The organism is Exiguobacterium sp. s21, from assembly GCF_018617975.1.
Classification (GTDB): Bacteria; Bacillota; Bacilli; order Exiguobacteriales; family Exiguobacteriaceae; genus Exiguobacterium; species Exiguobacterium mexicanum_A.
This window is the reverse complement of the sequence record NZ_JACSLF010000003.1, coordinates 254,233-272,453: the sequence shown is the minus strand read 5'-3', so window position 1 is coordinate 272,453 and position 18,221 is coordinate 254,233. Positions and strand designations below refer to the sequence as shown.

Sequence of the window (18,221 nt, the reverse complement as noted above, 5' to 3'; positions counted from 1 at the left end):
AGACGATGAGGTAGATAGGTCATGGGTGGAAGCACGGCGACGTGTGGAGCTGAATGATACTAATCGGTCGAGGCTTTGATCTAGTCTAATGGTTTGTATGAATTGATGAGTCTTCAGTTTTCAGGGAACAACCCTGAAATGGATTGACACGCCCTCGAGGCGATGTTAATATTCTTTTGTCTGGTGGCGATAGCGAAGCGGCCACACCCGTTCCCATGCCGAACACGGAAGTTAAGCGCTTCAGCGCCGAAAGTAGTTGGGGGTCTCCCCCTGTGAGGATAGGACGTTGCCAGGCAAGATCGTTCCGCAATAGCTCAGTGGTAGAGCAACCGGCTGTTAACCGGTAGGTCGTAGGTTCAAATCCTACTTGCGGAGCCATATTAAGGCCCGTTGGTCAAGCGGTTAAGACACCGCCCTTTCACGGCGGTAACACGGGTTCGAATCCCGTACGGGTCACCATTTGGAGGATTAGCTCAGCTGGGAGAGCACCTGCCTTACAAGCAGGGGGTCGGCGGTTCGATCCCGTCATCCTCCACCATTTAATTTTAACCAATCAAACCATATATGCCGGTGTAGCTCAGTTGGTAGAGCATCTGACTTGTAATCAGAGGGTCGAGGGTTCGAATCCTTTCGCCGGCACTCCTTGGGGGGGTAGCGAAGTGGCTAAACGCGGCGGACTGTAAATCCGCTCCCTCGGGTTCGGCGGTTCGAATCCGCCCCCCCCCACCAGGTTTGAGCCATTAGCTCAGTTGGTAGAGCATCTGACTTTTAATCAGAGGGTCGCAGGTTCGAGCCCTGCATGGCTCACCATGTTTTTGCGGAAGTAGTTCAGTGGTAGAATACGACCTTGCCAAGGTCGGGGTCGCGGGTTCGAATCCCGTCTTCCGCTCCATATTTTTCCCTTTAAGGGGCCTTAGCTCAGCTGGGAGAGCGCCTGCCTTGCACGCAGGAGGTCAGCGGTTCGATCCCGCTAGGCTCCACCATTTGTTTTTTTCTTAAGTTACTTATGACTTAAGTTTTTTTTTGCCTAAATCCATGAACCATTCACTTGAGAGTACAGAGAAAGGCAGCCTGCCACCATTCAGGCTGCCTTTTTGTATGTTTATTCATCATGATGTGAAGTTGAACCACGACTTTGGTAGCGTTTACAATGAAGATATTAAACGTTCAAGGGGGAAATGGGGATGAATTGGTCATATATTGAAGTACCGCTTCGCTATGGACAGGGGAAACATGGCGTAGAGCAAGGTCCATCAAAGTTACGCACACTTGGATTGGAGACATTATTACCGGCCTCAACGAAGCGACAGACGATTCGGGTGTTACCTGAATCTGAAATGATCAACAGTGAAGAGCATTTGAAACGCGTAGACGGGGTGTTATACACGGTCCAAGAACTGGCAGAAGTCGTCGATATCGAGATACAGGCGAAACGATTCCCCTTGATCGTTGGGGGCGATCACAGCATGGCAATCGGAACGCTAGCGGGTCTTGCCAAAACAGGACCGTACGGCGTCATCTGGGTCGACGCACATGCTGATTTGAATACGGGAGAAACGTCTCCATCGGGCAATATTCATGGCATGCCGCTTGCTGCGGCGCTGGGAATGGGAGATATTCGCTTGACTGAAGTCGGCGGACGTGAACCCAAACTCGCGCCTGAGCACTTGGTCTATATGGCGCTTCGAGACATCGATGAAGGTGAGATTCGAGAAATCAATCGTCTTGGCATTAAAGTCATCACGGTCGAAGAAATTCGGACGCGGGGCGTCGACGTCATGATGGAAGAAGCACTCGCTTATTTGCGCGCACGTGTCGATCGCTTCTATCTCAGTTTCGACATGGACAGCTTGGACGCAAAACTTGTGCCAGGCACCGGGACGCCGGTCGATCAAGGTCTGACGGCCGCGGAAGGAAAAGCGATCTTGGCCGAAGCGATGAAGGCAGACGATCTGATTGCGATTGAGTTGGTTGAATTGAATCCGGCGCTTGACCATGAGGATACGACGGCCCAGTTGGCGTTTGAGTTGTGCGAGACGATTTTGAAATCCAAAGAAAACCTGTTATTGGAAGGTGAAACTGTCTGATGACCTTACGGTTTCCAAGTCCCTTTGCTACAATGGACTTGGGAACTTTTTTTGTTGTCACGATTTTTTTTGAAACCTACATAGAAAATGATTCGTATAGAAAGATGACCGCATAGGTTGCGGAGAGGGGAAGTGGATTGATGGAACGGCTGACCACCCGTTTAGTAGACGAATTGAGGTCGGGGAATCATGATTCGTTTGCTGAGCTGGTAGAACTGTACAAGAATGGTGTCTTTGCTGTCGCTTATAAGATATTATATGATCGTGGCGAAGCGGAAGACGCAGCCCAGGAGACGTTCATTCGGGCGTATACCCGGATTGATACGTACGATCCTCAGTACAAGTTCAAGACGTGGCTCTATCGCATTGCAACGAACGTCGCAATCGATCGTCTCAGAAAACGAAAGCCGGAGTATTCGATGGATGCCGAGATTGCGGGCACCGACGGCTTGACCTATCAGGACCATTTGGCTGATGAAGCACCCCAACCCGATGCCCAAGTCGTTCATCGCGAAATTCGAGGCGAGATGCATGACGCGATTAAGCAGTTGCCCGATAAGTATCGGATTCCGCTCCTGCTGAAGTACGTGGATGATTTATCGCTCAAAGAGATTAGCGTCATGATCGATATGCCGGTCGCTACGGTTAAAACAAGGATCTTCCGGGGAAGAGAAATGTTAAAGACAATCTTTCAAAACAGGGAGGGGTTCAATTGACTCCTGAAGAAAAAGTACAACAATATTTGGAAGATGGCATCCTGCCCGAAGAATCTGACGAACTACGTCACTTGTTGGAGGACGACGACTTATATGAAGCGTACCTTCAATACGAACGAATAGATGCCGAACTGAAGGCCTTACCACGGCCGAAACTATCCGATGATTTTACAGCCCGTGTGATGGCATCTCTACCGGACGCGAAAGCACGGGTAGAGGTCACACCGGTGACTCGATTTGAAGAAAAAGTCCAGACGAAACGCAAACCACCATCCAAATGGATGACGTGGTTCCGTAAGCATCCAGGACTGATGGCGGCCGCCTTATTCTTCAGTTTGATGTCGAGCGCGACGCTCGGCCTATGGAACGAATCGACAGAGACGATGACGTACACGAAAGTGCCGGGCATCGTTGTCACGTCAAACGAGGTCGTCATCCCGGAAGGCGTTACCGTCGAGCGGGATATCACGGTCCAAGGCGGGGACCTTCGAATTGAAGGGACCGTCAATGGGAACGCGACGGCTGTAAATGGTCGGGCTTATCTGGCTAGCGCTGGAGAAGTCACGGGAGAACTTGAGCAGATCGATCGGATGTTTGAGTGGATGTGGTATTCGTTCAAACAAATCTTCTAACGGAGACGCCGGAGACGGCGTCTTTTTGTGTTCGTTTCAATCTGGTTTCGTTTTATTGTCTAGCGATGCGCGGTTTCGGAAATGTGATATAATGTAATTTGCACGAATTGGCTAGGTAGTTGAGGAGGGGAGCATTTGCCGCTACTTGAACAAGTATCATTCTTATCATTTTTTAGTCTTTCAGAGAACGTACATTGGTACGATTATTTGAATGACGTTTTAGATATTGTCGTCGTCACGTATGTCATCTATAAGTTGATGATGATTGTACGTGGGACAAAAGCGGTCCAATTGATTAAAGGGATTTCCATCATCCTTGTCAGCTGGTTCCTCAGTGGGTTCTTTGGGTTGAAGACGTTACAGTTCTTATTGAATCAAATCATCACATATGGACTCCTTGGGATCATTATCATCTTCCAACCAGAACTCCGAAGAGGACTCGAGCATTTAGGACGAACAAGTAATTTGTTCGGCCGAACGAGCACGAGCGATGAGGATAAGCAACGTCAAATGATCGAAGCGATCGTCAGTTCGGCGCAATACATGTCAAAACGTCGCATCGGTGCATTGATTGCGATTGAACGCGATACGGGCTTGAATGAGTACGTCGAGACCGGGATTCGCATGGATTCGCACATCACATCACAACTGATCATCAACCTGTTCATTCCGAACACCCCGCTGCATGACGGGGCGATGATTATCCAGGACGGGAAAATTGCGGCCGCGGCTTGTTATTTGCCGTTGTCCGAGAGCCCGCACATCGATAAAGCGTTAGGGACACGACACCGGGCCGCCATCGGGGTCAGTGAAGTGACTGATAGCGTGACCCTCACCGTCTCTGAAGAAACAGGCGCCGTGTCACTCGCGATTGCCGGTCGTCTGTATCGAGAGTTGGATGAGGAGGCACTTCGCAATAAGTTGATCCAAGAACTCGTTATTGAAGAAAAAGAGACGACGCTCTCGTTCTTTAATAAAAAAGGGGGGGACAAGTAAGTGATTGATCAGTGGTTACAACATAAATGGTTTCTCCGCATCATCGCACTTGCTTTAGCCATCCTGCTTTATTTCATGGTCGCCGAAACGAGTTCGTCGACCAACTCCACGAATGCCCTCCCGATCGTCGGACAAAGTTCGATGACGCTCGACGTTCCCGTCGAAGTGTTCTTCGATGAGGTGCAGTACGTGGCATATAACGTTCCAGAAGAAATGAACGTTGAACTTCAAGGACCATCTAGCAGTTTAACGATGACGAAATTGGTGAAAGATTATCAAGTCTTCGTCGATTTAACGAATCTCGGGACCGGCTTCCACCGTGTTCCGGTTGAGGCACGCGGCTTTGGCGGAGACGTCAACGTCAAGCTCGAACGGGATACAGTAGAAATTTACATCGACCGTAAACAGACAATTGAAGTTCCCGTATCGGTCAACCTTTTGAACAAAGAGCAGTTGCCAGAAGGGAAAGTGGTCGGTGACGCCGATATTGAACCGGCAACGGTGAAAGTGTCGGGCGGTGCCAGTCGGATTCAAAACGTCAAAGAGATCACGTTGAACGTCGATGTCGCCAACCAAAGTCAAACGTTCACGCGAGAATTGACGCCGACGATTTTAGATGCGAACGGCAATCCGCTCAACGTGACTGTTGAACCGAACATCATCAGTGTGTCGGTCCCGGTCTACGAACAAAGTGCCGTCTTCCCGATCGAAGCAGTCACGACTGGTGAAGTGGCCGACGATTACAGACTGGTCGATACGTTGCTTGAAGAGACGGAAGTCCGTGTCTTTGCGCCACAAGACGTGCTCGATGCGATCGACACCGTGGAGACGGAGCCGATTGATTTAGACGGCATCGACAAGACCGGGAAAGTGACCGCCAATCTCGCTTTGCCAGAAGGCGCTTCATCCCTTGCGACAAAGCAAGTGGAAGTCCAATTGCTCGTCCGGGCTGCAGATGAGACGCGAGACGACACAGGCGAATTGACGGAACGGGTTCGCTTGACGGTCCCTGTGACCGTGCGGGGGTATGACCGGACCAACTTTACGCTCCAAGCTCCTGAAGTGATTGGAGTGACGTTGTCCGGGAAGCGATCCCTGTTGGAAAACATCACGTCGAACAGTGTGAGTGTGACCTTGGACTTGACAGGTCTCCCGAGCGGACTGCATGGGGTCGACGTCGATTATGAAGTACCAAAAGGTGTGACCGTCGTCTCACCGAAAACGATCGACATTGAGTTGACGAGTGTCGATGAACAAACCGAAACGTCCTCGATTCAATGAGGCGTTCAATCATACAAAAGTGAGGAATTGAATTCATGGGTAAATATTTTGGAACTGATGGAGTCCGCGGTGTCGCGAACTCAGAATTGACAGCAGAATTAGCATATCGTTTAGGTCGTGCGGGCGGCTACGTGTTATCGAAACACTTGCCAGCCGGCGAACAGCCAAAAGTTTTGATTGGCCGTGACACACGCATTTCAGGCCACATGCTTGAAGGTGCACTCATCGCGGGTCTCCTCTCAATCGGAGCCGAAGTGATGCGTCTCGGCGTCATCTCGACGCCAGGTGTCGCTTATTTGACGAAGTCGCTTGATGCAACAGCCGGTGTCATGATTTCGGCATCGCACAACCCGGTCGCGGATAACGGCATCAAGTTCTTTGGTAGCGACGGCTTTAAGCTCGATGACGCGACAGAAGCGGAAATCGAAGCGATTTTGGATGCGGCGGAAGACACGTTGCCACGCCCGGTCGGGAAAGACCTCGGCTTTGTCTCGGATTACTATGAAGGTGCACAGAAGTACCTTCAAATGTTGAAACAGACGGTCGAAGAAGATTTCGACGGTCTCCATATTGCCCTTGACTGCGCCCATGGTGCGACGAGCGGATTGGCAGCACGTCTGTTTGCTGACCTCGAGGCGAACGTCTCGACGATCGGAAACTCGCCGAACGGCTTGAACATCAACGAAGGTGTCGGCTCGACACACCCTGAGCACTTGGCACAGTTCGTTCGTGAAAAAGGAGCGGACATGGGTCTCGCCTTTGACGGCGACGGCGACCGCTTGATTGCGATCGATGAGAACGGTGATATCGTCGACGGCGATAAAATCATGTACATCTGCGGGAAGTACTTGAGCGAGAAAGGCCGTCTCAAAGACAACACGATTGTCGCGACGGTCATGAGTAACCTCGGCTTCCATAAAGCGGTTGAAGATGCTGGTATGACGGCGCTTCAGACGGCGGTCGGTGACCGTTATGTCGTCGAAGAGATGAAGAAACACAACTACACACTCGGTGGCGAGCAGTCGGGTCACCTTATCTTCCTCGACCACTCGACGACGGGAGACGGCATGCTCTCTGGCGTTCAACTCGCCCAAATCGTGAAGACGACAGGCCGCAAGCTGTCAGAACTCGCGGCTGAGATGCCGGTCTACCCACAAAAACTCGTCAACATCCGTGTCACGGACAAAAACGAGGCGATGAACGGCGACCGCGTGCTCGCGACGATTCAAGAAGCGGAAGCAGAAATGAACGGCAACGGCCGCATCCTCGTCCGCGCCTCTGGTACGGAGCCGCTCGTACGCGTCATGGCGGAAGCACCGACTTCGGAAGAATGTGACCGTTATGTCGAACGAATCGCACAAGTTGTCCGCGAAGATTACGGTGTAGAAGGATAATTCTGTCGAAATAGGGAATAAAACAAGGGAATCCGTCCTCGGGTTCCCTTTTTGTTTCCGTTTTGTCACTGTGAAATTATGTGATTTTCTTGACGAATGGAGGTGTGATTTGTACTATTAAGAGCGTGACCTTAGAAACGGAAGGACACCCAGTACGAAACAAGCGCCAGAACTCTTCGGAGTTGACGAGGTTGGAGGTTATCGAGTTTTCGGCGGATGCCTCCTAGTCGCCTGTCACGACTACAAGCAAACCCTCAAAACGCCCGGGCGACCGGACGGCCAAAGGGGAGCGCGTTGACAGCTCTTAGAAAAAGCCCGTTTCCTTTTTCGAGAAATCGAATATAGAGGAGATTTTTGTATGTGTGGAATTGTAGGAATGATTGGGAATACCGGAGCGAAGGAAATCCTTCTCAAAGGTCTTGAAAAACTCGAGTACCGCGGTTACGACTCGGCAGGTCTTGCTTTGATGCATGATAACGTGAACGTGCATAAAGAAGTCGGCCGGATTGCTGCGCTACGCGAAGTCGTCCCAGCAGAAGTAGATGGCACGATTGGAATCGGCCACACACGATGGGCAACACACGGGGTGCCGAGTGTGCCGAACGCCCACCCGCACCAGAGCACGACGGGCCGCTTCACGCTCGTCCACAACGGTGTCATCGAGAACGACGAACAGATCAAGGCGACACTCGACGTGCCGTTCCTCTCGGAGACGGACACGGAAGTCATCGTCCAGTTGATGGAGAAGAACTTCGTCGAACTCGGCGACGTCGAGGCGGCGTTCCGCAAGACGTTGTCTGAGCTCCACGGCTCGTACGCGATCGCGATGATCGACTCGGAAGATAAAGAGCGCCTCTATATCGGCAAGAACAAGTCACCGCTCCTCGTCGGACTCGGCGACGGCACGTTCAACGTCGTGGCGTCTGACGCGATGGCGATGCTCCAAGTGACGGACCAGTACCTCGAGCTCCACGACGGCGAGATTGTCATCTTGACGCGCGAATCGGCGACGATCAAGACACTCGACGGCGAAGTCCTCGAACGTGCCCCGTATACGGCCGAGATCGATGCGTCAGACATCGAGAAAGGCACGTACGCGCACTACATGTTGAAAGAGATGGACGAGCAACCAGCCGTCATCCGCAACATCATCCAGCACTACCAGAACGACGCCGGTGACATCGAGCTCACGGAAGGCGTGCGCTCGCTCGTCTCAGAAGCGGACCGCATCTATATCGTCGCCTGTGGTACGAGCTACCACGCTGGTCTCGTCGGCAAGCAATTGATCGAGCGCGTCGCAGGTGTGCCGACAGAAGTGCACGTCGCTTCAGAATTCGGTTACAACATGCCGCTCCTCACGGAGAAGCCGTTGTTCCTCTTCATCTCACAATCAGGTGAGACAGCGGACAGCCGGGCCGTCCTCGTCGAAGTGAAGAAGCGCGGCTACAAGGCGCTCACACTCACGAACGTTGCCGGTTCGACGCTCTCACGTGAAGCGAACGAAACGATGCTCCTCCACGCCGGCCCGGAGATCGCGGTCGCGTCGACGAAAGCATACACGGCCCAAATCGCCGTGCTCGCCATCCTCGCCTACGACATCGCTCGTGCGAACGGCAAGAAGCTTCCGTTTGACCTCATGACAGAGCTCGCGCGTGTCGCGACGATCATGGACTCGGTCATGGCTCAAAAAGAAATCTTTGAGCAATTGGCAGACAAGTTCTTGAAAGAGTCACGCAACGCGTTCTTCCTCGGTCGCGGCATGGACTCATACGTCGGTCTCGAAGGTGCCCTCAAGCTCAAAGAGATCTCGTATATCCAAGCAGAGGGCTACCCAGGTGGTGAGCTCAAGCACGGACCGATCGCCTTGATTGAAGATGGCACACCGGTCATCACGCTCGTCTCGCAACCGAACACGCACCTCAACATCCGTGGAAACATCAAGGAAGTTGTCGCCCGTGGCGCCGTTGCCTGCACGATCTCGATGGAAGGCATGGAACACGAGAGTGATTCATTCGTCTTGCCGCGTGTCGAGCCACTGCTCACGCCGCTCGTGACGGTATTACCGCTTCAACTCATCTCGTATTACGCGGCTCTTGCGCGTGATTGCGATGTCGACAAGCCACGTAACTTGGCGAAATCAGTCACAGTCGAATAAACGGTAGGCCAAGATCTTTCGGGATCTTGGCTTTTTTTGTTGTGATTTACGTCATGCGAACCGGCTTGTATACTGAAGGTATAACGACTAAGGAGAGAACGCCATGCGAATCCAACTAGTTAACACATTCATCCTGCCGGAGGACGTGCGTTCATAAGTTGGCCACCTCCTCCGATGATTCACTGTATTGGAACAAACTATCGAAGGAACCATACAATTGAAGATTCAACAGCTTTACTATGCGGTCACGAGTTCGCGCTCGCTCATCATACAGATGGTGTTCACGTTGAACGCCATCTATTATGTGACGACCGCCGAGTTGAATGCGTTACAACTCGTCTTGATCGGAACGATTTTAGAAGTATCAATTTTACTATTCGAGCTGCCCACCGGTCTCGTCGCCGATTTATATGGACGGAAGCAGTCGATGGTCATCGGCATCGGTTTGATTGGACTGGCTCATTTGCTAGAAGGGGGCATCCCTGAATTTTGGGCCATCGCGGTCGCGTCAGCGCTATGGGGTATCGGCTGGACGTTCATCAGCGGGGCCGAACAGGCATGGATTGCCGATGAGATGGGGAATGACGGGTTAGAACAAGTGTTTTTGCGAGGCGCTCAATATAGTTCGCTCGGCCGCTTCGTCGGAATTGGGCTTGCCGTGCTCCTCGCCGAAGTCACGTCCGTCCAAACGACAATCGTGCTCGCCGGTGGGATGTTGGTCATGCTCGCGATCATCGCATGGCGCGTCTTGCCAGTGACGCGGTTCGAACCGATCACGCGGGCCGATACGTCGAACCTCGCGCAAGCAAAACGGACGGTTCGGGACGGATACACCCATATCCGTGGCAATTCGATTCTCATCGGCTTGGCTGCCATCACGCTCGTCTGGGGTCTCGCTAGTGAAGGATTCGACCGGTTATGGGGGCGCATTTGATTGAGACGTTCCAGTTGTCGGAACAGGCGGCCGTGTATTGGTTCGGCTTGTTCTATGCCGTCGCGTTTCTATTCAACATGCTGGTGTTGAAAGATGTCGAGCTATACGTCAAAGGACGCTATGCGACGACCTTGTTTTGGTTCAACGTGTTGCTCATCGTTGCGATGCTTGCTTTCGCTTGGGTCGGACAGTTTTGGGTGGCCGTGTTGCTCTATTGGACGATTGCGGCACTGCGTAACGTGCACTACCCGCTCATGAGCGTCATGACGAACGAGCGGCTCCCGTCGAAAGGCCGGGCGACGATTTTGTCGATGTTCGGTCAGGTCGACGCGTTCGGTCAAATCGCCGGGGGACCGTTGATTGGACTGCTCGCCCTGTACACGTCGATTCAAGGAGGGCTCGGGGCAGCGGCGCTCTTGCTCCTCCCGATGTTGGTTTTCTTGAGAAAAATCAAGCACCATTGAGGCAAAGACCGTCCCGTGATTCGTTCGAGGGCGGTCTTTTTATGTGTCAAACTGCTAACAAATCATCGTATCGGTCTCAAAAACGTCTCATCACCTCGATAGCAGGGTAACGTATACACATAAAGACGTAAGGGAGAGATTCGATGAGACAGAAAAAATGGATGACGGGTTTGAGCGCGATGTTGCTCGCGACGACTTTGGCAGCTTGTGGGGATGCCGAGGAAGAACAGACGAGCGATTCGACAGAAGAACATTCGGACCATTCGATGATGGACCATTCGGGATCAGGAGAGGTGCCGAGCGGGTTAAGTGAAGCGACAGATCCGACGTTCCCGGTCGGGTCGACCGCGATGATGACGGCCGACCACATGCCGGGCATGGATGGCACCGAAGCGACAATCGTCGGTGCATATGACACGACCGTCTATTCGGTTTCTTATACCCCGACGGATGGAGGTGACCCGGTCGAAGATCACAAGTGGGTCATCCATGAAGAACTCGACAATCCAGGTGAGGCACCGTTAGAAGAAGGGACCGAAGCTACTCTGGCCACAGACCACATGGACGGGATGGACGGCGCCGAGGCGACGATTGATTCGGCCGAACAGACGACGGTGTATATGGTCGACTTCACCACAAACGACGGGGAAGACGTCACGAACCATAAATGGGTCACAGAGGATGAACTCGAAGCCATGAACTAAGGATGAACCTCAGAGAAATCTGAGGTTTTTATTTATTTACGATGATTATTTATTGATAAACGATAAAAGTGAGGTTATGATGAAGCTATCAAACGAAGTGAGGTGGCTTCATCATGAAACGAGAGACGGTTTTTTTACGGCTGGCCGTATTCGTTCTGGCTGTCCCGATTGTGGCGGCCTGCTTGTTTTTGCTTCCATACATTTGGCGCGAGGCGGTCGAGAGCGGGAGTTGGATTGAGGACTCAATTCGCCCGATTGTGATTGGCATGTACGTATCGGCCATCCCGTTCTTCATTGCGCTGTTCCAAGCGTTCATGTTGCTACGGTTGATTGACCGCGACGAAGGGTTCTCGTATCGGGCTGTCCAATCACTCCGCATGATCAAGTATTGTGCGTTGACGATCACGGCCGTTTATATCGGGACGCTCCCGTTCTTCTACTGGTTCGCCGAGCGAGATGATGCGCCTGGGTTCCTTCTCATCGGGCTTGTCTTTGTGTTTGCCGCGTTCGTCGTCGCCGTATTCGCGGAACTGTTACAGAAACTATTGAAGCGTGCCATCGACATGAAGCAAGAAAATGATTTGACGGTCTGAGGTGAGATAGATGGCGATTATCGTAAATCTTGACGTAATGTTGGCGAAACGAAAGATGAGTGTGACCGAGCTGTCTGAAAAAGTGGGCATCACAATGGCAAACTTGTCGATTTTAAAGACGGGCAAAGCGAAAGCAATTCGTTTCTCGACGCTCGAAGCAATCTGTCAGGCGCTCGACTGTCAGCCGGGCGACATTTTAGAATATCGGGAAGAGTGATGGACAAGGCGAGCGCCCTGTTTTTTTGTGGAGTTTGAAACATTTTCCATCACGTTGCGTATAAGACAGGAAAGAGGAACGAAAAGGGGAAACGAGATGATTCAGACATGGAATGAACGGGCGCACAAAGCGTTAAAAGGAAAGGCAGGGCTATTCCTCATCTGGTCGTTCGCCTGCTCTGTGATGTTAGAATTGGGGTTGATGGCAGACCCGACTTATTACGGTTTGACGGTGGAGTCACTGCCGCTGACCGTGCTCAGTTTAGGTGGCATCTTAGTTTATATCGCCCTTTATCCGGTTAACGTCGGATACAACTGGCTCATCTTAAAGACGGTACGAGATCAGCCGATTCGCTGGAGTGATGTGTTCGACCCGTTTCGTCACCGCTATGGAAAACATTTGCTCGCAACAATTCTCGTCATATTGTTCCAAGTACTATGGACATTGTTGCTAGTCGTACCAGGAATCATAAAGTATTTCTCGTATGCGTTCACATACTTCATCTTACGCGACGAACCAGAACTGTCTGCTACAGAGGTAATCACAAAATCGAGAACGATGATGCGCGGACGAAAGTGGGATGCGTTCAAACTCATTTTGCCATTCGTTCCGATGTATCTAGTCGGTTTGACTTTTTATATACAACTTGATTTGGTCATCCTCGGGTCATGGATTTTCCTCGTCGCACTAGCACTCATCCGCCCGTTCATCGTCAGCCGTTTCGCCGTCATGTATGAAGACGCGCGTATCGAGTATGACGAGCAGTGGAATCGCTCGGCGTGAAGCGCATCGGTTCCGGCGTATGAGTCCTCGGGCATGATACAATCTTCCTGACAGAAGGGGGAATGGACATGAACATCGGTATTATTGGTGCCGGACTGAGCGGGATTGTCGCAGCACGCGACCTCGCCCGTCACGGCCATACAGTTGAATTGATTGAGAAGAGTCGGAGCGTCGGGGGACGCTTGGCGACGAGGCGGATCGGAGACGGCAAAGCCGATCACGGAGCTGTCTATTTCACCGTACGAGGGGAAGAACTCAAACAAGATGTCGCCGACTGGCAGATGGAAGGGTGGGTGAACGTCTGGTACGCTGACCCGTATCCGCGCTACGTCGCCGTCGACGGGATGAACGCCTTGGCCAAACGGTTGGCTGACGGATTGACCGTCCATTTGAACGAACGGGCCGAGACGGTCACGACACGAGATGGTCAGGTCAGCGTCCAGACGGATGTGACGACGCGGCAGTATGACCGTCTCCTCATCACGTCGCCGCTCCCGCAGACGCTCGACTTGCTCGCAGATTTTCCGATCGATGCGGCGTTACGTGAATTGACGTACGCCCCGACGTTTGTCGGCTTGTTCGAATTGGCAAGCGATACTCGCATCGGTCCGGACGGGATTCTCGATACAGACTTGGTGCCGGGTATCTTGAAAGTCATCAACAACCGCCAAAAAGGCATCTCGGCGACCGAACTCGTCAGCGTCTATATGGACGAGTCGTGGAGCGAGGAGTGGTATGAACGAGCGGACGAAGACACGCTTCGTGAGATTGAGCGCCTGTTGCAAACGGTGACAGGGTCGGCGGTGATTCAATCGAGGCAGTTGAAACGGTGGCGCTATGCGCAGGCGACCGACGTCTGGAACGAGCCTTACCATCGATTGCGTGACGAGCCGATTTTCTTGGCCGGTGACGTCTTCCTCGAGCCGGATGACACTTCAGGCCGGACTCGGTTCGAGAGCGCGTACGTCTCAGGACTCAGTGTCGCGGAAGCGATGCGTTAAACCTTCTTCGGAAGGTTTTTTTCATGACCGTGCCGAATAGTCAGACATATGAATTGGAGAGGGGAATCAGACATGGGGATGGTTGGCGCATACATGCGGGTATCGGTCGAAGAGTTGACAGCACTGCTTCAAGAGCCGGAGCGTTTCGAGCGACTGTTAGAAGATAAGGAACGACAGACCGATATCGATAAGGCGTGGCACGGTCTTTACTTTTTATTGACCGGGGCGACCGATTTGAACGAGATCGACCGTCATTCGCTCGGGAAGGCAGTCTTCGGAGGGGATGTCATCGACGAAGAGACGGGCATCGCCTATTTGATGCCGGGAGAAGTCGAGGACTTGTCGACCCGACTTCAATACATCGAGCTGGAGGCGCTAGAAGCGCGCTACGACGTCGCGACGATGAATGAGCAGGAACTGTACCCATTTGAACGGGAGTGGGGACTCGAGGAAAAACAGTACTTATTGGACCAGTTCGATGAGTTGAAACGTGTCTTCGCCCAGGCGTCGAGACAGCGGGAGGCGCTCGTCACATGGATCGGGTAAGCGTAAAGGCGTTACGTCTTCAAGATGAGGCGTTGCTGTATGAGTTCGAGTGCGAGAATCGCACGTATTTCGAGCGTTCGGTTACGAGCCGAGGCGACACCTACTATGAGCCGGAATCATTCCATCAGGCGTTGCAGCAACTATTGAGCGAGCAGGCGGACGTGGACGGATGCTATTACTTGATGTGGTGCGACGATACAATCGTCGGGCGTCGGGACGTCCATCACACCGATGCCGACACTGGTGAGGGCGGTTACCGGGTCGGGGCGGAGCATGGGGGACGCGGGTATGCCACGGCGGCCCTGCGCCAATTGCTGACGTTCGAGTTGCCTGGATTCAAACGATTGAGAGCTGAGACGACAAGCGACAACGTGGCGTCCCAGCGCGTATTAGTGCGTGCCGGCTTTATCCGTGACGGCGAGGTACGACAGATAGAATGGGGAGGACGAACGCTGACGTTTAATACGTATGTATATCCACTCGACCGGTGAAGGAACGACTTCATCGGTCGTTTTAGTTGACGGTTGATAGTTTAGGACATAAACTATCTTTATCTAGTTTAGGGGGTAAACCAAAATGAAAGAATTGATGCGGGAAGCCGTCCAGTTGTTCGAAGAGGTCATGTTCCAAGGTGCGGAGCATGTCATCGAGGCGATGGACGGTGACGTCTGGCATGACTATTCGCGGGAACAACTGCAGCTACTCAAGCTGCTCGAACAGTTCGGTCCGATTCAAGCCGGCCAGTTGGCCCAAAAACAAGGAGTTCATAAGAGCGCCGTCTCCAACCGGTTAAAAAAGCTCGTCGACAAAGAGCTCGTCGTCAGTCGACGCGGGCATGACCAGCGCGAGCGGTTGATCGAGTTGACGGAAGCCGGACATCGCATCGTCGAAGAAGCGGATGCGGCCGTCTACCGTTACGTTGAATCGTTGCTCGACGGAAACATCGAAGAGACAGAAATCGAACAGTTCGTCCGGACGTTCCGGAAAATTAAACAGCTGCTTCGAATTGGGGAGGAATAACACGTGCATAAAATCATCCAATGGCGCTGGGGCATCTTAATCGGTCTCATCGTCTTGACGGCCGCCTTGTTTGTGGTGGCGCCGAACTTGACGAAGCAGGCCGAACAAGCCGGCAGCTTCCAATTATCCGAGGACATGGACTCGCAGCGGGCGCAGGACATCTTGAACGCCGCCGGAAAGAGCGATAAGACGATCTCGCTCGTCTATGAGTTCGAAACGCTCGGTGATGCCGAACGGGCCGATATTTCCCGGGTCATCGGCGAGATGAAACAAAACGACACGGTCGTCAAAGACGTACTCGACCCGTTTGAAAATGAAGAGACGGAAGCACAGCTCGTCTCGGAGGACGGCCGCATCGTGCTCGTCCCAATCACTGTCGAAGGATCGATGGAAGACATCAACGCCTTCGCGGACGACGTGCGGGCAAACATTCTCCCGGAAGACGAGACGGTCTACATCACAGGTGAAGAAATCATCAACAACGATGTGAACTTGAGTGCGCAGGAAGGCTTGAAGAAAACGGAAATCATCACGGTCGTCCTCATTTTCGGACTGCTCCTGCTCGTGTTCCGTTCAATCGTGACGCCGTTCATCCCGCTCATCGCGGTCGGATTCACGTATTTATTGAGCCAATCGTTCGTCGCATTCTTCGTCGATTGGTTTGGCTTCCCGGTCTCGAACTACACGCAGATTTTCCTCGTGGCCATCTTGTTCGGGATTGGAACCGACTATTGTATTTTGCTGCTCAGCCGGTATAAAGAAGAGCTCGGCGCGGGCCACGCGATTGAAGATGCCATCGTCAACACGTACAAGACAGCAGGGCGGACAGTCCTCATCAGCGGTCTTGCCGTGTTCGTCGGCTTTGCGGCCATCGGTTTCGCCGATTTTCCAATCTTCAAATCAGCCGTCGCCGTCGCGGTCGGGATTGCCGTGCTCTTGCTCATTCTCTTCACGGTCGTGCCGTTCTTTATGGCGACGCTCAAGCATCGTTTGTTCTGGCCATCGAAGAAGGCGGGCGAACATCACGACAGCCGTCTCTGGGAAGGATTCAGCCGTCTGTCGGTCAATCGACCGTTCGTTTCGATTCTCGTCGTCGCGTTGATCACGGTACCGGTGTTGTTCACGTATGACGATGCCCGGTCGTTCAATACGGTCGATGAGATCGGTGACGATTATGATTCCGTACGCGGCCTCAACTTGATTTCAGAAGGATTCGGACAAGGGGAGTCGCTCCCGGTCCAAGTCATTTTGAAACAAGATGGCACGCTGTCCGAAACGGACATCCCGTACATCGAGAAGTTCTCGAGTGAACTTGAAAACGTCGACGGGGTGAGCGGCGTCCGTTCCGTGACGCGTCCGGCCGGTGACGTCATCGATGACTTTTACGTTGACACCCAGCTCGAACAAGTGAGCGCAGGACTGACGGAAGCCGAGACTGGTCTCGGTGACGTCCAGGACGGACTCGCGCAAGTCGAATCTGGGCTTAACGCCGTCGTTGGCCAATTACCGGCCGGTTCAACGAATGCCGGCGCCCCGCTCGCGGAAGCGGCAGCGGGACTTGGTCAATTGAACGCTCAGCTCGGTCTGATTGGCCAAGGACTCACGGCGACGCAAAATATTCCGGCGACCGTAACGCAGCTCGGGCAAGTGTCAGCCGGTCTCGGTCAAATCGAGGCAGGCATTAACGAGGCAGCATCTACGTTGACGGCACAAGGCGCCCAAGCCGGAGAACTCGGAACGGGTCTCGGACAACTCGCTGCAGGTGTCGGTGAAGCGAACGCAGGGCTCGCTCAAATCGAGACCGGCATCAATGAAGCGGCAGCATTCTTATCAGACCTGAGTAGCTCGGACAGCCTGCGCGATACGGGCGTCTATCTACCGGAAGGGACGCTCACGTCAGAGGAGTTCGCCCCGGCGGTCGAGCGCTACGTGTTTGACGACGGGACGGCGACACAGCTCGAGGTCATCCTCGAGATGGACCCATATTCGCCGGAAGCGATTGACACGGTCGAGACCGTGAAAGCGACGATGGACCGGGTCGTCACCGATACGCCGTTCGAGGATGCGACAATCGGATATGCCGGTATCTCGAGCATTAACAGCGACTTGAATGAGACGTCGACGAACGACTTCAATCGGACGGTCGCCATCATGCTCGTTACGTTGTTCCTCGTCTTGACGGTGTTATTCCGTTCGATGGTCATGCCGCTCTATATGATCGGCTCGCTCTTACTGACGTATTACACGTCGGCGGCCATCACGGAGCTCATCTTCGTCGAAGGACTCGGTTATGACGGCATCAGTTGGGCTGTTCCGTTCTTCGGGTTCGTCATGTTGATCGCCCTCGGCATCGACTATTCGATTTTCCTGCTCGACCGGTTCCGCGAGGAGTCGATCAACGGGATGACGGTTCGCGATGCGCTCGTCCATTCGATGACGAAGATGGGGACGGTCATCATGACCGCGGCCGTCATCCTCGCTGGGACGTTCGGGGCGATGATCCCGTCTGGCGTGCTCAGTCTCGTCCAGATTGCGACGATCGTCATCACCGGGCTGTTGTTATACGGATTGATTGTGTTGCCACTGCTCATCCCAGCGATCACCGTATCGTTCGGGGACGGGGTATGGTGGCCATTTAAACAAAAAAGTAAAGATAGAGACTAAATTTTGCGATGGACAGCACAACAATTGTTGTGCT

Annotated in this window: 18 protein-coding genes, 8 tRNA genes and 2 rRNA genes; all 28 read left to right on the top strand. The window is 53.0% G+C overall.

The features are described 5' to 3' along the window. Nucleotides 1-83 (top strand): 23S ribosomal RNA (locus KNP06_RS06085); the annotation flags it as partial. A 96-nt stretch (nt 84-179) separates the two neighbouring features. Then, nucleotides 180-295 (top strand): 5S ribosomal RNA (gene rrf, locus KNP06_RS06080). A gap of 8 nt (nt 296-303) precedes the next feature. Next, a tRNA-Asn gene (locus KNP06_RS06075) sits at nt 304-378 on the top strand. A 6-nt stretch (nt 379-384) separates the two neighbouring features. Then, nucleotides 385-459, top strand: a tRNA-Glu gene (locus KNP06_RS06070). Nucleotides 460-462: 3 nt separating this feature from the next. After that, a tRNA-Val gene (locus KNP06_RS06065) sits at nt 463-538 on the top strand. Between the two features lie 28 nt (nt 539-566). Then, nucleotides 567-639 (top strand) — tRNA-Thr (locus KNP06_RS06060). A 6-nt stretch (nt 640-645) separates the two neighbouring features. Next, nucleotides 646-729 (top strand) — tRNA-Tyr (locus KNP06_RS06055). 5 nt (nt 730-734) lie between these two features. Next, nucleotides 735-810 (top strand) — tRNA-Lys (locus KNP06_RS06050). A 7-nt stretch (nt 811-817) separates the two neighbouring features. After that, a tRNA-Gly gene (locus KNP06_RS06045) sits at nt 818-892 on the top strand. A 15-nt stretch (nt 893-907) separates the two neighbouring features. Next, a tRNA-Ala gene (locus KNP06_RS06040) sits at nt 908-983 on the top strand. Between the two features lie 201 nt (nt 984-1,184). After that, a complete protein-coding gene (gene rocF, locus KNP06_RS06035; RefSeq protein ID WP_214709082.1) occupies nt 1,185-2,087 on the top strand; it encodes an arginase in 903 nt (300 codons plus the stop codon). Between the two features lie 140 nt (nt 2,088-2,227). Further along, nucleotides 2,228-2,803 (top strand): RNA polymerase sigma factor SigW, encoded by a 576-nt coding sequence (gene sigW, locus KNP06_RS06030; protein WP_214788207.1) that lies wholly within the window; start codon nt 2,228-2,230, stop codon nt 2,801-2,803. Further along, nucleotides 2,800-3,435 carry a bactofilin family protein gene (locus KNP06_RS06025; protein ID WP_034779766.1) on the top strand — a complete coding sequence of 212 codons (636 nt, stop codon included), beginning with the start codon at nt 2,800-2,802 and terminating at the stop codon, nt 3,433-3,435. Before sigW ends, KNP06_RS06025 begins: the two co-directional genes overlap by 4 nt. Nucleotides 3,436-3,570: 135 nt before the next feature. Next, nucleotides 3,571-4,431 (top strand): diadenylate cyclase CdaA, encoded by an 861-nt coding sequence (gene cdaA / locus KNP06_RS06020; protein ID WP_138858570.1) that lies wholly within the window; start codon nt 3,571-3,573, stop codon nt 4,429-4,431. Then, the gene (locus KNP06_RS06015) at nt 4,432-5,712 is read left to right on the top strand and encodes a CdaR family protein (protein ID WP_138858571.1); all 1,281 of its coding nucleotides are present in this window, start codon (nt 4,432-4,434) and stop codon (nt 5,710-5,712) included. It begins immediately after the preceding gene. A 35-nt stretch (nt 5,713-5,747) separates the two neighbouring features. Then, nucleotides 5,748-7,106, top strand: a complete 1,359-nt coding sequence (glmM, locus tag KNP06_RS06010) for a phosphoglucosamine mutase (protein WP_214788204.1) — start codon at nt 5,748-5,750, stop codon at nt 7,104-7,106. Between the two features lie 358 nt (nt 7,107-7,464). Beyond that, nucleotides 7,465-9,261, top strand: coding sequence for a glutamine--fructose-6-phosphate transaminase (isomerizing) (glmS, locus tag KNP06_RS06005; RefSeq protein ID WP_034779756.1), 1,797 nt, complete (start codon nt 7,465-7,467; stop codon nt 9,259-9,261). Nucleotides 9,262-9,478: 217 nt separating this feature from the next. Then, the gene (locus tag KNP06_RS15305; protein ID WP_251131555.1) at nt 9,479-10,195 is read left to right on the top strand and encodes an MFS transporter; all 717 of its coding nucleotides are present in this window, start codon (nt 9,479-9,481) and stop codon (nt 10,193-10,195) included. Continuing rightward, nucleotides 10,180-10,659: an MFS transporter gene (locus tag KNP06_RS15300; protein WP_251126424.1), complete on the top strand. Its 480-nt coding sequence runs from the start codon at nt 10,180-10,182 to the stop codon at nt 10,657-10,659. Before KNP06_RS15305 ends, KNP06_RS15300 begins: the two co-directional genes overlap by 16 nt. 143 nt (nt 10,660-10,802) lie before the next feature. Beyond that, nucleotides 10,803-11,363, top strand: coding sequence for a YdhK family protein (locus tag KNP06_RS05995; protein WP_034779749.1), 561 nt, complete (start codon nt 10,803-10,805; stop codon nt 11,361-11,363). Nucleotides 11,364-11,476: 113 nt separating this feature from the next. Further along, the gene (locus KNP06_RS05990) at nt 11,477-11,956 is read left to right on the top strand and encodes a DUF2975 domain-containing protein (protein WP_138858573.1); all 480 of its coding nucleotides are present in this window, start codon (nt 11,477-11,479) and stop codon (nt 11,954-11,956) included. A 10-nt stretch (nt 11,957-11,966) separates the two neighbouring features. Beyond that, on the top strand, nt 11,967-12,173 hold the full coding sequence (locus KNP06_RS05985) for a helix-turn-helix domain-containing protein (RefSeq protein WP_021065857.1): 207 nt from the start codon (nt 11,967-11,969) through the stop codon (nt 12,171-12,173). 96 nt (nt 12,174-12,269) lie between these two features. Further along, the gene (locus tag KNP06_RS05980) at nt 12,270-12,956 is read left to right on the top strand and encodes a DUF975 family protein (RefSeq protein ID WP_214711173.1); all 687 of its coding nucleotides are present in this window, start codon (nt 12,270-12,272) and stop codon (nt 12,954-12,956) included. 68 nt (nt 12,957-13,024) lie between these two features. Further along, nucleotides 13,025-13,957 (top strand): NAD(P)/FAD-dependent oxidoreductase, encoded by a 933-nt coding sequence (locus tag KNP06_RS05975; RefSeq protein ID WP_251131554.1) that lies wholly within the window; start codon nt 13,025-13,027, stop codon nt 13,955-13,957. Between the two features lie 72 nt (nt 13,958-14,029). Continuing rightward, nucleotides 14,030-14,503: a YfbM family protein gene (locus KNP06_RS05970; RefSeq protein WP_214711175.1), complete on the top strand. Its 474-nt coding sequence runs from the start codon at nt 14,030-14,032 to the stop codon at nt 14,501-14,503. After that, nucleotides 14,491-14,994, top strand: coding sequence for a GNAT family N-acetyltransferase (locus tag KNP06_RS05965; protein ID WP_214788198.1), 504 nt, complete (start codon nt 14,491-14,493; stop codon nt 14,992-14,994). Before KNP06_RS05970 ends, KNP06_RS05965 begins: the two co-directional genes overlap by 13 nt. Before the next feature lie 85 nt (nt 14,995-15,079). Further along, nucleotides 15,080-15,523: a MarR family winged helix-turn-helix transcriptional regulator gene (locus tag KNP06_RS05960; protein ID WP_021065862.1), complete on the top strand. Its 444-nt coding sequence runs from the start codon at nt 15,080-15,082 to the stop codon at nt 15,521-15,523. A 3-nt stretch (nt 15,524-15,526) separates the two neighbouring features. Then, a complete protein-coding gene (locus KNP06_RS05955) occupies nt 15,527-18,187 on the top strand; it encodes an MMPL family transporter (RefSeq protein WP_214788195.1) in 2,661 nt (886 codons plus the stop codon). Nucleotides 18,188-18,221: the final 34 nt, after the last annotated feature.

What these genes read in the sequence shown, in the direction of transcription:
- KNP06_RS05995 (WP_034779749.1), top strand. Translation starts at nt 10,803, where the DNA reads ATGAGACAGAAAAAATGGATGACGGGTTTGAGCGCGATGTTGCTCGCG.
- KNP06_RS05980 (WP_214711173.1), top strand. Translation starts at nt 12,270, where the DNA reads ATGATTCAGACATGGAATGAACGGGCGCACAAAGCGTTAAAAGGAAAG.
- rocF (WP_214709082.1), top strand. Translation starts at nt 1,185, where the DNA reads ATGAATTGGTCATATATTGAAGTACCGCTTCGCTATGGACAGGGGAAA.
- KNP06_RS05990 (WP_138858573.1), top strand. Translation starts at nt 11,477, where the DNA reads ATGAAACGAGAGACGGTTTTTTTACGGCTGGCCGTATTCGTTCTGGCT.
- KNP06_RS05960 (WP_021065862.1), top strand. Translation starts at nt 15,080, where the DNA reads ATGAAAGAATTGATGCGGGAAGCCGTCCAGTTGTTCGAAGAGGTCATG.
- glmS (WP_034779756.1), top strand. Translation starts at nt 7,465, where the DNA reads ATGTGTGGAATTGTAGGAATGATTGGGAATACCGGAGCGAAGGAAATC.
- KNP06_RS05965 (WP_214788198.1), top strand. Translation starts at nt 14,491, where the DNA reads ATGGATCGGGTAAGCGTAAAGGCGTTACGTCTTCAAGATGAGGCGTTG.
- KNP06_RS15300 (WP_251126424.1), top strand. Translation starts at nt 10,180, where the DNA reads ATGGGGGCGCATTTGATTGAGACGTTCCAGTTGTCGGAACAGGCGGCC.
- glmM (WP_214788204.1), top strand. Translation starts at nt 5,748, where the DNA reads ATGGGTAAATATTTTGGAACTGATGGAGTCCGCGGTGTCGCGAACTCA.
- KNP06_RS05975 (WP_251131554.1), top strand. Translation starts at nt 13,025, where the DNA reads ATGAACATCGGTATTATTGGTGCCGGACTGAGCGGGATTGTCGCAGCA.
- KNP06_RS05985 (WP_021065857.1), top strand. Translation starts at nt 11,967, where the DNA reads ATGGCGATTATCGTAAATCTTGACGTAATGTTGGCGAAACGAAAGATG.
- sigW (WP_214788207.1), top strand. Translation starts at nt 2,228, where the DNA reads ATGGAACGGCTGACCACCCGTTTAGTAGACGAATTGAGGTCGGGGAAT.
- KNP06_RS05970 (WP_214711175.1), top strand. Translation starts at nt 14,030, where the DNA reads ATGGGGATGGTTGGCGCATACATGCGGGTATCGGTCGAAGAGTTGACA.